Source organism: Sulfitobacter sp. 1A13496 (genome assembly GCF_043557225.1).
GTDB classification, from domain to species: Bacteria; Pseudomonadota; Alphaproteobacteria; order Rhodobacterales; family Rhodobacteraceae; genus Sulfitobacter; species Sulfitobacter faviae.
The window spans coordinates 1,064,004-1,079,339 of sequence record NZ_JBIFFP010000001.1 but is presented as its reverse complement, the minus strand read 5'-3'; the positions used below and the strand labels follow the sequence as shown (position 1 = coordinate 1,079,339).

17 protein-coding genes and 1 other RNA gene are annotated in these 15,336 nt (G+C 61.3%); 10 read left to right on the top strand and 8 right to left on the bottom strand.

What is annotated here, in order from left to right; all coding sequences use genetic code 11:
- Positions 1 to 42: 42 nt before the first annotated feature.
- From ACGYLX_RS05295 to ACGYLX_RS05285, 3 genes are all read left to right on the top strand, one after another.
- Positions 43 to 1,272, top strand: coding sequence for a hypothetical protein (locus ACGYLX_RS05295; RefSeq protein ID WP_394447739.1), 1,230 nt, complete (start codon positions 43 to 45; stop codon positions 1,270 to 1,272).
- Entirely contained in the window at positions 1,269 to 2,621 is a 1,353-nt protein-coding gene (locus ACGYLX_RS05290) for a cytochrome P450 (RefSeq protein WP_394447737.1), read from the top strand. Before ACGYLX_RS05295 ends, ACGYLX_RS05290 begins: the two co-directional genes overlap by 4 nt.
- 68 nt (positions 2,622 to 2,689) lie before the next feature.
- Positions 2,690 to 3,583 (top strand): fructose bisphosphate aldolase, encoded by an 894-nt coding sequence (locus ACGYLX_RS05285; protein WP_394447735.1) that lies wholly within the window; start codon positions 2,690 to 2,692, stop codon positions 3,581 to 3,583.
- A gap of 48 nt (positions 3,584 to 3,631) precedes the next feature.
- On the opposite strand, the gene ACGYLX_RS05280 is transcribed toward ACGYLX_RS05285, so the two are convergent.
- From ACGYLX_RS05280 to ACGYLX_RS05245, 8 genes are all read right to left on the bottom strand, one after another.
- On the bottom strand, positions 3,632 to 3,859 hold the full coding sequence (locus ACGYLX_RS05280; RefSeq protein ID WP_394447733.1) for an N-(5'-phosphoribosyl)anthranilate isomerase: 228 nt from the start codon (positions 3,857 to 3,859) through the stop codon (positions 3,632 to 3,634).
- Positions 3,860 to 3,868: 9 nt separating this feature from the next.
- Entirely contained in the window at positions 3,869 to 4,102 is a 234-nt protein-coding gene (locus ACGYLX_RS05275) for a ribbon-helix-helix domain-containing protein (protein ID WP_394447731.1), read from the bottom strand.
- Positions 4,099 to 4,275 (bottom strand): DUF4169 family protein, encoded by a 177-nt coding sequence (locus ACGYLX_RS05270; RefSeq protein WP_394447730.1) that lies wholly within the window; start codon positions 4,273 to 4,275, stop codon positions 4,099 to 4,101. The genes ACGYLX_RS05275 and ACGYLX_RS05270 overlap by 4 nt, the downstream gene beginning before the upstream one ends.
- Positions 4,272 to 5,663, bottom strand: a complete 1,392-nt coding sequence (gene fumC / locus ACGYLX_RS05265; protein ID WP_271691334.1) for a class II fumarate hydratase — start codon at positions 5,661 to 5,663, stop codon at positions 4,272 to 4,274. Before fumC ends, ACGYLX_RS05270 begins: the two co-directional genes overlap by 4 nt.
- A 95-nt stretch (positions 5,664 to 5,758) precedes the next feature.
- Positions 5,759 to 6,238 carry an SspB family protein gene (locus ACGYLX_RS05260; protein ID WP_067266680.1) on the bottom strand — a complete coding sequence of 160 codons (480 nt, stop codon included), beginning with the start codon at positions 6,236 to 6,238 and terminating at the stop codon, positions 5,759 to 5,761.
- Between the two features lie 73 nt (positions 6,239 to 6,311).
- The gene (chrA, locus tag ACGYLX_RS05255) at positions 6,312 to 7,556 is read right to left on the bottom strand and encodes a chromate efflux transporter (protein WP_394447728.1); all 1,245 of its coding nucleotides are present in this window, start codon (positions 7,554 to 7,556) and stop codon (positions 6,312 to 6,314) included.
- 120 nt (positions 7,557 to 7,676) lie between these two features.
- Positions 7,677 to 8,025, bottom strand: a transfer-messenger RNA (tmRNA) gene (ssrA, locus tag ACGYLX_RS05250).
- Between the two features lie 63 nt (positions 8,026 to 8,088).
- Positions 8,089 to 8,841, bottom strand: coding sequence for a FadR/GntR family transcriptional regulator (locus tag ACGYLX_RS05245; protein ID WP_394403102.1), 753 nt, complete (start codon positions 8,839 to 8,841; stop codon positions 8,089 to 8,091).
- 77 nt (positions 8,842 to 8,918) lie between these two features.
- Here ACGYLX_RS05245 and ACGYLX_RS05240 point away from each other — a divergent pair, with 77 nt between their 5' ends.
- The 7 genes from ACGYLX_RS05240 to ACGYLX_RS05210 all read left to right on the top strand — a co-directional run bounded on the left by ACGYLX_RS05240 (position 8,919) and on the right by ACGYLX_RS05210 (position 15,272).
- Positions 8,919 to 9,707, top strand: coding sequence for a DUF2182 domain-containing protein (locus tag ACGYLX_RS05240; RefSeq protein WP_394447726.1), 789 nt, complete (start codon positions 8,919 to 8,921; stop codon positions 9,705 to 9,707).
- A 1-nt stretch (position 9,708) separates the two neighbouring features.
- On the top strand, positions 9,709 to 10,341 hold the full coding sequence (locus ACGYLX_RS05235) for a DUF1326 domain-containing protein (protein WP_067266687.1): 633 nt from the start codon (positions 9,709 to 9,711) through the stop codon (positions 10,339 to 10,341).
- On the top strand, positions 10,338 to 10,838 hold the full coding sequence (locus ACGYLX_RS05230; RefSeq protein ID WP_394447724.1) for a DinB family protein: 501 nt from the start codon (positions 10,338 to 10,340) through the stop codon (positions 10,836 to 10,838). The genes ACGYLX_RS05235 and ACGYLX_RS05230 overlap by 4 nt, the downstream gene beginning before the upstream one ends.
- Positions 10,838 to 11,941 (top strand): dimethylsulfoniopropionate demethylase, encoded by a 1,104-nt coding sequence (locus tag ACGYLX_RS05225; protein ID WP_394447722.1) that lies wholly within the window; start codon positions 10,838 to 10,840, stop codon positions 11,939 to 11,941. The genes ACGYLX_RS05230 and ACGYLX_RS05225 overlap by 1 nt, the downstream gene beginning before the upstream one ends.
- A gap of 36 nt (positions 11,942 to 11,977) precedes the next feature.
- The gene (gene acuI, locus ACGYLX_RS05220; RefSeq protein WP_394447720.1) at positions 11,978 to 12,964 is read left to right on the top strand and encodes an acryloyl-CoA reductase; all 987 of its coding nucleotides are present in this window, start codon (positions 11,978 to 11,980) and stop codon (positions 12,962 to 12,964) included.
- Positions 12,965 to 13,031: 67 nt separating this feature from the next.
- On the top strand, positions 13,032 to 13,457 hold the full coding sequence (locus ACGYLX_RS05215; RefSeq protein WP_067266693.1) for an HIT family protein: 426 nt from the start codon (positions 13,032 to 13,034) through the stop codon (positions 13,455 to 13,457).
- A gap of 177 nt (positions 13,458 to 13,634) precedes the next feature.
- Positions 13,635 to 15,272 carry a BCCT family transporter gene (locus ACGYLX_RS05210; RefSeq protein ID WP_394447718.1) on the top strand — a complete coding sequence of 546 codons (1,638 nt, stop codon included), beginning with the start codon at positions 13,635 to 13,637 and terminating at the stop codon, positions 15,270 to 15,272.
- Positions 15,273 to 15,336: the final 64 nt, after the last annotated feature.

The window sequence follows — 15,336 nt, the reverse complement described above, 5'->3', positions numbered from 1 at the left end:
GCCCCGAATTACGGCTAGACTATGCCGAAGAAGAGGGCGGGCATGGTAAGCAAAGCGCAGGGAAAGACGGTGAAAACGCGCCGGGTGTTCTACATCCCCGGCTACGATCCGATTCACCCGCGCCGCTACCGCGAGCTGTACCGCAAGGAAGGCGCCGCGCAGGCGGCGATCTCGGGTTATGAGATCGGGCTGAAGCCGAAGGCGGGCCGCGGCAATTACGGCTGGCAGGTGGATGCTGAGATCGACGGGCAGCGGGTGAGCGCGCAGGTCGAGGTTCTGGTCTGGTCCGACATCGTGCGCGAAAGCATGAGCAGTTCGATCCCGGCGACCTATTGGCAATTGCTGCGCACGGCTTGGGTCTACATCGGGTCGGGCGCGCTTTGGCGGCTCATGCGGCTGCGCAAGGGGCCGGTGATCGCCGCACTCTACCCCGTTGGCATGTTGATCGCGCAGGCGCTGTTGGCGGTGGCGCTTGGCCTGTTGACCTATGGCCTTCTCGGCATGCTCAGCGATCATTGGGCCGCGCGGCTCGCCTTCGCGGCACTGGGCATGGGGTTGGGCATTGCCCTGCTGCGCTGGTTCAAAAAGAAGGACGGCAAGTTTTTCGCCTATTACCTCATGCATGATTACGCCTATTCCGCCGCCACCAAGGGCGCGAATCCGCCGCAGCTTGAGGCCCGGATGGCCACCTTTGCCGATGCCATCGCCGCCGCGCTGTCTGATGATGTCGACGAGGTCTTGGTCGTCGGCCATTCCTCGGGCGCGCATTTGGGAGTTTCTGTGCTGGCCGATCTGATCCGGTCGGGCAGGGTGGCCGAAGGCGGGCCTGCTCTGGGTTTCCTCACGCTGGGGCAGGTGGTGCCAATGGTGTCTTTCCTGCCCCGGGCCGAGCGGTTGCGCGGCGATCTGCGCTATCTCTCAGCGCGAGATGAATTGGCTTGGGTCGATGTCACCGCCCCGGGCGATGGCTGCGCCTTTGCGCTTTGCGATCCGGTGTCGGTGTCTGGTGTCGCGCCCGAAGGGAAACGCTGGCCGCTGGTCTTCTCCGCCGCCTTCACGCAAACGCTTAGCCCCGCGCGTTGGAAGGCGCTGCGCTGGCGCTTCTTCCGGCTGCATTTCCAGTATCTTTGTGCCTTCGACCGTCCACGTGACTATGATTATTTCCAGATCACCGCCGGGCCGCAGACACTCGCCGCGCGCTATGACGGGCGGCCCGCATCGAAATCGCGGATCGACCACGCGGTCAGCAAATACACCTCTGTCGCTGCATGAGCCATCCGCCCAAACCCCCCGCGCGCCCCGACCGCGTGTCGCTCTGGCGCTATGCCAAACTGTTTCGCGCCGACATCCTCTCGGCCCAGCCCGCGCGGCTCTATCGGGCGTGGATGGCTGAGTTCAAAACGCCGTTTTTTCGCAGCTACCTGATGAACCAGCCCGAACTGGTGAAAACCGTGTTGAAGGACCGGCCCGAGGATTTCCCCAAGTCCGACCGTATCGGCGAGGGCCTGCGGCCCCTCTTGGGCAACTCTGTCTTTCTGACCAATGGCGAGACATGGAAACGCCAGCGCCGCATTATCGACCCAGCCTTCGAGGGCGGGCGGCTGCGTGAGACTTTCCCAGCCATGTGGGACGCGGCAGAGGCGGCTGCGGCAAGGCTGGAGCCCAAGGCGGGCCAGGTGGTCGAGATCGAGGCTGAGACAAGCCACGCCGCCGCCGATGTGATCTTTCGCACGCTGTTCTCCCTGCCGATCGAACATGAGGTCGCCCGCGCGGTTTTTGACGAGTTTCGCAATTACCAGCGCAGCCAGCCGATCCTGAACCTCGGGGCGCTTTTGCCGCTGCCGCGCTGGATGCCGCGCCTGTTTCGCCGCGACACGCGGGCCAGTGCGGCGCGGATCAGGGCGCTGATCACCGATCTGACCCTCGCGCGCATCGCGCAGATCGAGGCGGGCACCGCGCCCGATGATCTTGCCACCAAGATCATGACCCAAGCCGACCCCGAAACCGGAGCGCGCTTCGACACCGAAGAAATGGTCGATCAGGTCGCGATTTTCTTTCTTGCAGGGCATGAGACCAGCGCCTCGGCCCTTGCTTGGGCGCTGTACCTGATGGCCACCCATCCCGCGTGGCAAGAGCGGTTGGCGGAAGAGGCGCAGGCGCTTGAGACCTACGATTTCGCGGTGATGTCGAAACTCAAGCTCAGCCGCGATGTATTTCGCGAGACGCTGCGCCTCTACCCGCCGGTGCCGATGATGGTGCGCGAGAACCGCTGCCCCGAACACTTCCGTGACCGACAGGTGAAACAGGGCGCGCAACTGGTGCTCAGCCCGTGGCATCTGCACCGCCACGAACGGCTCTGGGACAACCCCGACGGCTTTGACCCGACCCGTTGGCAGACCGAGAATGGCAAACAGTGCCAGCGCGACGCTTTCATCCCATTCTCCGCCGGGCCGCGGGTCTGCACCGGGGCGGGCTTTGCCATGGTCGAGGGGCCGCTGATCCTGTCGCGCATCCTGCGCGACTTCCGCGTGACGGCCCAACCGGACCGCGTGCCAGTGCCTGTCGCACATTTGACCGTCCGTTCAGATAAGGGCATTTGGTTAGCGCTATCAAGACGCTAGCTGCTATCATCGGCTTTGCGTTTCAATTAGAAACGCAGCGAACGGAATCAAAATAGGACCTGGGTGACATGGGCTACGACAAGGCGCAACTTGAGCAAATGGACAGCGGCAAGGGCTTCATCGCGGCGCTTGATCAATCGGGTGGCTCCACCCCCAAGGCGCTCAGCCTCTATGGCGTGGAACCGTCGGATTACAACGGCGACGAAGAGATGTTCAAAGCCGTCCATGACATGCGGGCGCGGATCATCTTGGCCGATGATTTCACCTCTGAAAAAGTGATCGGCGCGATCCTTTTCGAGCGCACGATGGATGACACGATCAACGGCAAACCGGTCGCGCAGCTGCTCTGGGAAGACCGCGGCGTGGTGCCTTTCCTGAAGATCGATAAGGGTCTGGAAGAGATCAATAACGGCGTGCAGATGATGAAGCCGATCATGGAGATCGACGATCTTCTGGCCCGTGCCGTGAAACACGGCATCTTCGGCACCAAGGAACGCTCTGTCATTCATGAGGCCAACGAAAACGGCATCGCCGCCGTGGTGGCGCAGCAGTTCGAACTGGCCAAACAGGTCTGCGCCGCCGGTCTCGTGCCGATCATCGAGCCCGAGGTGAACATCAACTCCGAGAGCAAGGCCGAGGCCGAAGAGATTCTGCGCGGCGAGATCGCGAAACACCTAAAGGCGCTGCCCGAAGGTGAGATGGTAATGCTGAAGCTGACGATCCCTGAGAAGGCCGGTCTCTATGCTGATCTGGCCGAACATGCCAATGTGCTGCGCGTCGTGGCGCTGTCGGGTGGCTATTCCACAGCGGAAGCCTGCGAACGGCTGGGCAAGAACCGGACCATGATCGCCAGCTTCTCCCGCGCTTTGACGGAAGGGCTGAACGTCAAGATGACGGACGCGGAGTTCAACGAGGCGCTCGGGCAGAACATCGAGAAAATCTACCAAGCGTCGATTTGCTAAACGGAATTTTTAAAAAATTCCGTAGCCGTTTTCTTTTAAAGAAAACGGCTACACGATCCGCCGGATGGGTTCACGATTGCAAAATATGATGACCTGTCCGGCGTTTTCCACCGCTTGATACCCACGGCGCTTCAATTCCGCTTCGAATGCCCGGCGTCCGACGAATTTCTCGAAATCACGCGCTTTGCGCCGGATCACCTGACCGCTGATCGCGGCGCGCGAGGCAAAGAGGCTGTGGAGCCACGCCTGTGGCAAAAGGGGAAAGGCCAAAGTCATGACCCGACGCTAATCCGCTTTTGGTAAACGTTCCTTTAACGACCGCAGCACGAATAGGCGGATCGCCCCTGCCAGCCCGATGTCCAGTCCGCGGGCGGCGTCAATCTCGGCCACCAACGCGTTGATCGGCATGCCTCGTGCGGCGGCGATGGCGCGGAACTCATCCCAGAATTCGTCTTCGAGGGAGATCGATGTCCGGTGACCCCTTAGGGTCACCGAATGTTTGCGGGGCCGTACGCTCATGTCTCGCGCTTATGCGCATCGAGCGTGGCCTTGGCTTGGGCGGCGCTTTTGCGCGCCGCCTCCTTCTCAGCTTTGCTACGGCCAAAGCGCAGCGCATTCTCATCCGCCTGAGCGCGGCGGGCCGCACGATCGCGTGCCTTTCTCGCCTTGTTCAGGTTGATGGGCTGGCTCATTTCGGGCCGATCATGTTTTCGGGGCGCACCACACGCTCGAAAGTTTCGGCATCGACGAAGCCCAAGGCAATTGCCTCTTCCTTCAACGTGGTGCCGTTCTTATGCGCGGTCTTGGCGACCTTGGTGGCATTGTCATAACCGATCTCGGGGGCCAGCGCGGTGACCAGCATCAGCGACTCGCGCATGAGCTTCTCGATCCGGTCCGCGTCAGCCTTCAGGCCATCCACCAGATTGTCGGTAAAGGCCGAAGCCGCATCGCCCAAGAGTTGCATAGATTGCAGCACGTTATAGGCCATCATTGGTTTGTAGACGTTCAGCTCGAAATGGCCCTGCGACCCGGCGAAACCGACGGCGGCATCATTGCCCATGACATGGGCGCAGACCTGCGTCAGCGCCTCGCATTGGGTTGGGTTCACCTTGCCCGGCATGATCGAAGAGCCGGGCTCATTCTCGGGCAGGATCAATTCGCCCAGACCGCAGCGCGGGCCGGAGCCCAAAAGGCGGATGTCATTGGCAATTTTGAACAGCGAGGCCGACACGGTCTTCAGCGCGCCGGAGATCTCGACCATCGCGTCATGGGCGGCCAGCGCTTCAAACTTGTTGGGCGCTGTGACGAAGGGCAGGCCGGTGATCTCGGCCATGTTATGCGCCACAGTCTCAGCCCAGCCCTTCTTGGTGTTCAGCCCGGTGCCCACGGCGGTGCCGCCCTGCGCCAGCTCATAGATACGGCCAAGCGCGTCGCGCACGCGGGCGATGCCCATGGCGACCTGATGGGTATAGCCCGAGAATTCCTGAGACAGCGTCAGCGGGGTCGCGTCCTGCGTATGGGTGCGGCCGATTTTGATGATACCGTCGAATTCCTCGACCTTCTTCTGCAATGCGCCGTGCAGCTTCTCCAGCCCCGGCAGCAGCACGTCACGCGCCGTCATCGCGGTGGCGATATGCATGGCGGTGGGGAAAGTGTCGTTCGAGGACTGGCCCATGTTGCAGTGATCGTTGGGGTGCACCGGGTCCTTGGAGCCGATGGTGCCGCCCATGAGTTCAATTGCGCGGTTGGCGATGACCTCATTGGCGTTCATGTTAGACTGGGTGCCGGAACCGGTCTGCCAGACCACCAGCGGGAAGTTGTCGTCGAACTTACCCTCGAACACTTCGCCAGCGGCTTGAATGATCGCGCGACCGCGTTCCTCGTCCAGCGAGCCCTGCGCCACATTCGCCTGCGCGCAGGCTTTTTTGATCACGCCGAGCGCGCGCACGATGGCTATGGGCTGCTTTTCCCAGCCAATCGGGAAGTTCATGATCGAACGCTGCGTCTGCGCGCCCCAGTATTTATCGGCGGGGACTTCGAGCGGACCAAAGCTGTCGGTTTCGGTGCGGGTATCGGCCATTCTGCGGCTCCTGCTGTGACTTATCGTTGTCCAGCGGTGTACCTGCGCCTTACGCGCTGCGCAATGCGGGGATGGCGCTAACGGCCATTCCGCCGCTACTTCCGAAAGGAATCGAGCGAGACGATCTCAGCATCTTTGACCGGCTCTTCCGCGACTTCCAACTCTGCCTCATCCGTCTGGTCGAGCGTGGCCTCGTCTTCCGCCACGTCTTCCTCTTCGGTCTCTTGCTGTTCGAACCGCAGGCCAAACTCAACCGAAGGGTCCACGAAGGTGCGGATCGCGTCGTAAGGAATATAAAGCGGCTCTGGCGCATCGCCGAAGTTCAACGTGATGGCGAAACCGTCTTCACCCACATCGAGGCCGTCGTACCAATGCTGCATCACCACGGTCATCTCATCGGGATAGCGGTCCGACAGCCAATCGGCCAATTCCGCATCCGGATGCGAGGTGTCGAAGGTGATGAAGAAATGGTGATTCCCCGGCAGCCCCTTGTCCGATACGTCTTGCAAGACCCTGCGGATCAGGCCCCGCATGGCTTCGTGCATCAGGTTGCCGTAATCAATGCTGCGGCTCATTCTTCTCTCCGGTCCGGGCGATGGGCAGGGGTAAGCATACCCCATTCAGGGGCGAGTGAAAGGGGGTCCCGCGCTAAATCGCGTGAAGGATCAGCGCCAGCGTGGCGATCAGAACCATCGTGAGGACAAAACCACGCTTGAGGGCCAGCATCAGCACGGCAGCCAAGAGGGTGAGCGCGGCGGCCATGGGGTTGAAACTGTCCCAAACGGGCAGGGCCAGGGCGAGCGGGCCATCAGCGCCCACCCGATCAAACAGCACATGCAGCGCGAACCATACCGAGAGATTGGCGATGACCCCCACCACAGCCGCCGTGATCGCCCGCAGCGCGCCTGCGATGCGCGGCTGTTCAGAGAGCGCCTCAAGATACGGGCCAGCAAGGAAAATCCACAGAAAACAGGGCGTGAAAGTGACCCAAAGCGCCAGCAGCCCGGCAGCCATCGCCCCCGCGGGGCCGCTTTGCGCAAATCCCGCCAGCATCCCGACGAATTGCGTCACAAGGATCAGCGGGCCGGGCGTCGTCTCGGCCAAGCCGAGCGCGTCGATCATCTGATCGGTCTCGATCCAGCCGAAATCCTGCACCACGGTCTGGGTCATATAGGCCAGCACCGCATAGGCCCCGCCGAAGGTCACCACGGCCAGCTTGGAAAAGAACAGCCCCAGTTGCAGCAGAAAGTCGTCGCAGATGAAGGCAAGGAACAGAAGCGGCGCGGCCCAGAGACCACCCCAGATGAGCAGGGTACGCAGGCTATGCGCCGGGGGCAGGTCGGCGGCTTCGGTCTCGGGCGTCGGGCTTCGGGTCAGCATCCCAATGGCCCCGGCCACCAGAATGATCAGCGGAAACGGCAGGCCCAGCACGAAGAGCGCGATGAAAGACCCAAAGGCCAGCGCCCAGCCGAGACGCCCGTGAAGCGCCTTTGAAGAAACCTTCAGAAGCGCTTGGAATACCACGATAATGACAGCGGCCTTGATGCCCAGGAAGGCCGTTTGCACCAAGGGCATCTGCCCATACCACGCATAAAGCAGCGCAAGTGCCGCGATGAAGACCGCACCCGGCACGACGAAAAGCAACCCTCCCAACAGCCCGCCCGCGACGCCGCGCAGGCGCCAGCCTGCATAGGTCGCCAGCTGCATCGCCTCCGGTCCCGGCAACAGCATACAGAGCGAAAGGGCCCGCAAGTAGGTCTGCTCGCTCAGCCACGGGCGATGCTCAACCAGCTCGCGGTGCATCACGGCGATTTGGGCTGCGGGGCCGCCGAAGGACATCAACCCAATCCGGCCAAACACGCGAAACATATCGGGCCAACTGGGCGGGGTCATCGGGGCCATCCTGCGTCATCAAAGCCACCACGGCTTCGCTGCGTCACGGATAGGGCCAGAGAAAAGCGCGGTCAAGTTAAGGCAAGAGCGCCGTCTAACGGGTATGAAACGGAAGGGAAAAGTGCAGGTTTCTGTTGCCAGGTACCTGCGAACCCCGCCTTAAGCTGCAAAGCCTAAGGACTTAAGATTTCAGTCGCTGAAACCGCTTACGCGGCCATCGCAACTGGAGCACGATTGTCATTTGCAATTGTACAGTTTGAACCGATAACGGTGGTATCTCACCGAGACAAAGCAACCCCTTTAGACGTTCGTCGATCCTATTTCGGCCCCATGATCCCCAAATGAAGGATGTTTGGTGGAGCCGCCGGGTACCGCCCCCGGGTCCGAACCGCTTATTACGAGCGCGTTTATGTCCATAGTCCCGAAGGACAGGATTAAAGTAGGGCTGCCATGGGTGAATTGCAAGGGGTGGGATGCGGCGAATTTATCACGTCAAGAGAAGCGCGCATCCCTTTGTTTTATATCATCGAACCTAGCTTCGGCCCGCAGTTTCGGCATTCCGCGCCGCGCGTGCGGCGAACACGCTTTGGGCAAGCTGTTGGGTCTCGGCCTCCAGCGCGGTCAGCCCTGCCGTCACCGCCTTGCCGTCATGGGCCTCTGCCGCATCCGCGATCTCTTGATGCAGAGCTACGATCCGCGCGCGATCCCGCGCGGTGAAGGTGATCATATTCATCAGGGGCTGCATCGCCTCAACCGCGCCCGCAAGTTGATAACTTAGCACCGGATTGCCCGCACCATCGACCAGCGCCCGGTGAAATGCCACGTCGGAGGCGCAAAAGGCCTCATCGGTCAGCCCCGGCTGCGCCTGCCGATGAATCTCCGCGCGCATGGTGGCAAGGTGGTCCGCCGTCCGCCGCTCTGCCGATAGCGGAGCGCAGGCGCGCTCCAAGGCGAAGCGCGCCTCGCATGCGGTCTCAAAACTCACCGCATTCATCGACAGCAGCAGGGTCGAGGTGGTGATCTGCTGCGCATAGGCATCCGGGAAGCTTAGCCGGTTGACGAAAGCACCCCCCGTGGCCCCGCGCTGCGTGCGGATCAGCGATTGCGCGGCCAGCCGCTTGAGCGCCTCGCGCACCGTGGGGCGGGAAACCTCGAACTGCTCGGCAAGCTCCGCCTCGGAGGGCAGGCGCTGGTCGACGATCAGATGCCCGCCGATGATGGCGTCGCGAATGGCCGTGGCGATCTGAGCCGATAGATCGGCGGGGTTGCTCGGGTCGATTTTCATATGTCTTACAATTAGTGTTTGCGAGGACTTTAATTGTCTGACATTAAATCTACAATAGCACGCAGGGGAGGGCGGCGATGGCCGGGATGGTACGATCAACACTATGGCTGGGGTTTTTCGCCCTGATTCTCGCCGCTTGGTGGATGATGTACAGCATGGCGATGCAGATGGATCTCGATCTGCTGGGCCGCCCCGGGGCCATGGGCGAACGCATGCGGCAGATGGATCCGGGCATGGATATGTATATGCCCATGGCGCGTTTCTTTCCACTGTTCGTGATGTGGGGCGCGATGATGGCGGCGATGATGGTCCCGACCATGGTGCCGACGCTACGCGCCTACGAAGACCTCATGACTTCGGCCAATGGCACGCGCGCGGGCTGGCTGGCGGTGCTTGCGGGCTACCTCGCGGTCTGGCTCGTCTTCGCGGCGGGGATCGCGGGTTTGCAACTGTTGCTGCTGCACGGCGGCGTCATCGATATGCTCGGCATCGCCAAATCGCGTTGGACGGCGGCGGCGCTGCTCTTGGCTGTGGGCCTCTTCCAATTTACCCGCGCCAAGGAGATTTGCCACGGCGTCTGCCACTCTCCGATGATGTATTTCATGGGCCACTGGCGCCCCGGCGCCGCGGGCGGCTTTCGCATGGGGCTGGGCCTCGGCGCCTTTTGCGCGGGCTGCTGCTGGGGCTTTATGCTTCTGGGCTTTGCCGGCGGGGTCATGAACCTTGCTTGGATGGGGCTGGCCACGCTTTTCATGGTCATCGAAAAACTGCCCCAGATCGGGCATTACGTAACAAAACCAATGGGTTTCGCCCTGATCCTCGGCGCAGGTGTCGTGGCGGGTTGGCCCATGATCACAGGAGGATGATATGCCAAACAGAGAGATGACACCCGCCGATTGGGCGATCAAGGGCGAGCTTTTCCTAAACTGCTCTTGCGATGTCTTCTGCCCCTGCGTGGTCAGCCTTGGCGCGCATCTGCCGACCGAAGGCCACTGCCATGCATGGATGGGCATCGTGATCGACGAGGGCCATTTCGAGGGGGAGGATTTGGCCGGGCTGAACGTTGGGCTATTAGTCGACATTCCCGGCCGCATGGGCGAGGGAAATTGGAAGGTCGCCGCCTATGTGGACGACCGCGCGAGTGAGGCGGCCTATGACGGGTTGCTGCAAATCTTCTCAGGCGCTGCGGGCGGCACCACGGGGCTGTTCACCATGTTGGTGAGCGAGATCATCGGCGCCGAACGCGCCCCGGTCGAAATCATTCGCGACGGCAACCGCCGGGTCATCAACATTGGCCGAAAGATCAACGGCGAGATCGAGATGCTGGCCGGGGCCGAACCGGGAGAGCCTGTGACGATCACCAATTCGAAATACTGGATGGGCCCGAATATCGTGGCTGCGCGTGGCGTAAAATCCAAGGTCCGCGACTATGGCCGGGTCTGGGATTTCGGTGGCAAATCGGCTGAGGTCTGCGCGATTGATTGGCAGGGGGCGCGGTGATCACCCCCGCCTATGCCAAGGAAATGGCGCGCTATAATGCCTGGCAAAACAGACAGTTGTCAAATGTCGTTCAGACTTTGGATGAAGCATCGTTAACGCAGGATCGCGGGGCGTTCTTCGGCTCCATCCTCGGCACGCTGAACCATCTTCTGTGGTGCGATCAACTCTGGCTGTCGCGGTTCGACCCTGCCGCGGCAAAGCCGGAAGGCAAAGACACCGAGCTTTGCTCTTCCGGTGACGCATGGGTTTTGGCGCGAGGGCAAAGGGATCTTGCCATTTCTGAGTGGGCGGCGGGGCTCGACCAGTCGATGTTGGATGGAGATTTAACTTGGCATTCCGGTATCTTGCAGCGCGATGTTTCTAAGCCGATGGCGGGATGTGTGGTGCATTTCTTCAACCACCAAACCCACCACCGCGGCCAAGTGCACGCCATGCTCACCAACGCAGGATATGACGCGCCGGTGACCGATTTCATCTTTATGCCGGAGGAGGGCTGATGGCCGAACTCTCTCCCTCGCGCCGGATCAGGCGCACGCCATTCTCTGCCGGGGTCGAGGCGGCGGGGGTGAAAGCCTATACGGTCTACAACCGGATGCTGCTGCCCACCGTATTTGAGAGCACCGAGGCGGATTATCACCACTTGAAGAAAGCCGTGCAAGTCTGGGACGTGGCATGCGAAAGACAGGTTGAACTGCGCGGGCCTGATGCTTCCCGACTGATGCAAATGCTGACGCCCCGCGATCTGCGCGATGTGGCGCCGGGCCGCTGCGTCTATGTGCCGGTCGTGGATGAGACGGGTGGTATGCTCAATGATCCTGTGGCGGTAAAACTGGCCGAGGATCGTTGGTGGATTTCCATCGCCGATAGCGATTTGTTGTTGTGGGCCAAGGGGATATGCAACGGTTATCATCTTGATGTTTTGGTCGATGAGCCGGATGTGAACCTACTGGCGGTGCAGGGGCCGAAAGCCGAAGATCTGATGGATCGCATCTTTGGCGCGGCGGTGCGGGAGGTGAAGTTCTTCCGCTTCGGAGAGTTTCAGTTTCAAGGCCGCGCCATGAATGTCGCGCGCTCCGGCTACTCCAAACAGGGCGGCTTTGAGATTTATACCGAAGGGGCCGACATCGCGATGCCACTTTGGGAGGCCCTTTTCGGGGCGGGCCGCGATCTGGGTGTGCGGGCGGGCTGTCCAAACCTTATTGAGCGGATCGAAGGCGGATTGTTGAGTTACGGCAATGACATGACCGACGACAACACGCCCCATGAATGCGGCCTTGGCAAGCTTTGCGATACGCAGGCGGCGATGGGCTGCATCGGCAGAGATGCGCTGCTGCGGGTGGCGAAAGAGGGGCCGGTGCAACAGATACGTCCCTTAGAGATCGGAGGCGACCCTGTGCCGCTTTGTGATCGTGTCTGGCCACTGATGGCGGGCGACAAACACGTGGGGCAGGTGACCTCGGCGGTTTGGTCGCCCGATTTTGGCGTGAATGTCGCCATCGGAATGGTGCGAATGACCCATTGGGACCCGGGCACGCGGTTGCAGGTACAGGCGCCCGATGGACTGCGGGATGTAACCGTGCGTGAGAGTTTCTGGGCCTAAGGCCCGGTAGAATGAAACCTGAGAAGGAGATGAGAAATGAGCTTTAATGCGCTGATTGTAAACAAGGATGACGAAGGCAAGACCCACGCAGAGGTCACCCAGATCACCGAAGATCAACTGCCCGAGGCCGAGGTGACGGTCGCGGTCGAATATTCCACCGTGAACTACAAAGACGGGTTGTGCATCGGGCCCGGTGGTGGCTTGGTCCGCAACTATCCGCATGTGCCGGGCATTGATTTCGCCGGCACGGTCGAGACCTCGAATGACGACCGTTACAAGCCCGGCGACAAGGTGGTGTTGACCGGTTGGCGCGTCGGCGAGGCCCATTGGGGCGGCTATGCGCAAAAGGCGCGGGTCAAGGCCGATTGGCTGGTGCCGCTGCCCGAAGGGTTGGACACGCGTCAAGCGATGGCCGTGGGCACGGCAGGTTTCACCGCGATGCTGGCCGTCATGGCGCTTGAGGATCGCGGCATCAAGAAAGGCCCGGTTCTGGTCACGGGTGCGGCGGGGGGCGTCGGCTCCGTCGCCACGGCGATCCTTGCCAACCTCGGCTATGAGGTGGCGGCGGTCACCGGGCGGCCCGAGACCGAGGATTACCTAAAGAGCCTCGGGGCGGCCCGGATTGTCGCGCGGGACGAGATCAACGAGACGGTCAAACGCCCCCTTGAGGGCGAGACATGGGGCGGATGCGTCGATGCCGTGGGCGGCGCGATGCTGGCCCGCGTGCTGGGTCAGATGGAATATGGGGCGAGCGTGGCGGCCGTGGGCCTTGCGGGCGGTGCGGCCCTGCCTGCCACGGTGATCCCCTTCCTGCTGCGCGGCGTGAACCTCTTGGGCATCGACAGCGTCATGCAGCCCTATGACAACCGTCTGCGCGCCTGGGAGCGGGTGGCCAAAGACCTGCCGATGGACAAGCTGGAAGCGATGGTCCAACCCGCTGGGCTCAGCGACCTGCCGCAATTGGGGGCGGACATCCTGAAAGGGCAAGTCAAGGGCCGGGTGGTCGTTGACGTAAACGCTTGATATTGCCTCGGCGCGGGGCGGTGTGGTTAATGGTCCGCGCCGCCCCGACCGCCAGAAGGAGAGCATGATGGCCAGCTACGACGACGACAATATCTTTGCCAAGATTCTGCGCAAAGAGATCCCCAGTTTTAAGGTCTATGAAGACGACAAGACCTATTGCTTTATGGACATCATGCCCCGCGCCGAAGGGCATTGTCTGGTGATCCCCAAGTCGCCCTGCCGCAATATGCTCGACGCCAGCCCCGCACAATTGGCGGATTGTTTGGCGACGGTTCAGAAAGTCGCCAATGCCTGCCTACGCGCCTTTGGCGCCGATGGCATTACCGTGCAGCAGTTTAACGAGGCCGCAGGCGGGCAAGAGGTCTTTCACCTCCATTACCACATCCTGCCGCGGCATGAGGGCGATAAGCTGCGCCCGCCCGGTGTGCAGGGGGATATGGACCGGATTCGCGAACAGGCCGATGCGATTGCAGCCGCGCTCGGGACAGGGTAGTCCCCCCAAACTTACGTCGCAGCAGATACCGAAACGGTCGTTTTAGCCAAGTTTCCAAGGGGGCTTGGCCGCAATGGCTTGCCCAATGGTCGCAAGCCTCTATCCTGTTGCGCACGGATGAGAAAAACAGAACGCCGCGTTTTGCGCGGTAATCTGTCATCAAAGAGGGAACAGATTATGAGCGATACCAATTCGCACGGCATCCCCGAGCCTGAGGGCAAGGCGGATGTGATCGATACCGATTATGAGATCGGTCAGGACAATATCGAACGGCAGATCGGGCCGTTCGGGCTGGATATTCACAACCCGGTCTTTCTAATCTCGGGGATCGCGGTCGTGGTCTTCGTTTTCTACACCATCGCATTGCCGGAACAGGCCGCCGCGATCTTCTCGGCCATGTTCAACTTTACCACCAAAAACTTCGACTGGTTCCTGATCGGCTCTGCCGACTTGGTGGTGATTTTTGCACTTTTGCTGATCGTCACGCCCTTTGGCAGTGTCCGCCTTGGCGGCAATGAAGCGGTCGCGGATTATACCTATCTGGGCTGGTTCGCGATGCTTTTCGCGGCGGGCATGGGCATTGGCCTGATGTTCTACGGCGTCTCCGAGCCTTTGACCCATTTCTCGACCTCCATGGGCGAGATCACGACAGAGAACGGCTTGCGCACCGACTGGGCCCCCTTGGGTGCCGCCACGGGTGACGAGGCTGGTTCGCTGCGCCTTGGCATGGCGGCGACGATCTATCACTGGGGCCTGCACCCTTGGGCGATCTATGCCATCGTCGCGCTGGCGCTGGCGTTGTTCACCTATAACAAGGGTCTGCCGCTGACGATCCGCTCGGCCTTTTACCCGGTTCTGGGCGAACGTGTTTGGGGCTGGCCCGGGCATATCATCGACACCATCGCGGTTTTCGCCACGCTCTTTGGTCTGGCGACGTCGCTTGGTCTGGGGGCCACGCAGGCGAACGCGGGTCTGAACGAATTGTTCGGCATCCCAACCGGCACCACCTCCGAAGTCGTGCTGATCTCCTTGATCACCGCCGTGGCGCTGGTCTCGGTTCTGCGCGGCCTTGATGGCGGTGTGAAGGTGCTGAGTGAGATCAACATGGGGCTGGCCGCCTTGCTGGCGCTCTTCACGCTCTTTGTGGGGCCGACGATCTTCTTGCTGTCCTTCTTCTGGGACTCGCTGGTGGCCTATATCGAATATCTGCCCGCACTCGCAAACCCGTTTGGCCGTGAAGACGTGAACTTCTCCCAAGGCTGGACGGCGTTCTACTGGGCTTGGTGGATTAGCTGGTCACCCTTCGTCGGCATGTTCATCGCCCGCGTCAGCCGGGGCCGTACCGTGCGCGAATTCATCGTTTGCGTGCTGTTGATCCCATCGCTTGTCTGTGTGCTGTGGATGTCGATCTTTGGCGGCACCGCGATCCATCAGGTGCTGAATGACGGCTACACCGCGGCTCAAGATGCGGGTCTGCCGTTGCAGCTGTTCAAAATGCTCGACGCGCTGCCCTTGGCTTCGATCACCTCCTTCATCGGCATCGTGCTGGTGGTGGTGTTCTTCGTCACCTCCTCCGACTCCGGGTCGCTTGTGATCGACACGATCACCGCTGGCGGCAAGGTCGACGCGCCGGTGCCGCAGCGGGTGTTCTGGTGCATCTTTGAGGGTGCCGTGGCCATCGCGCTGTTGATCGGCGGGGGCCTCGCGGCGTTGCAATCCATGGTGATTTCCACCGGTTTGCTGTTCACGCTGCTGCTGCTCTTCATGTGCTTCTGCATCTTCCGCGGTCTGCAGGACGAGCGTAAAATTCGCTAACCTGCACAGCCTTTGTAAAACGGATGACGGCGGCCCTTCGGGGTCGCCGTTTTGTTTGGGCGCT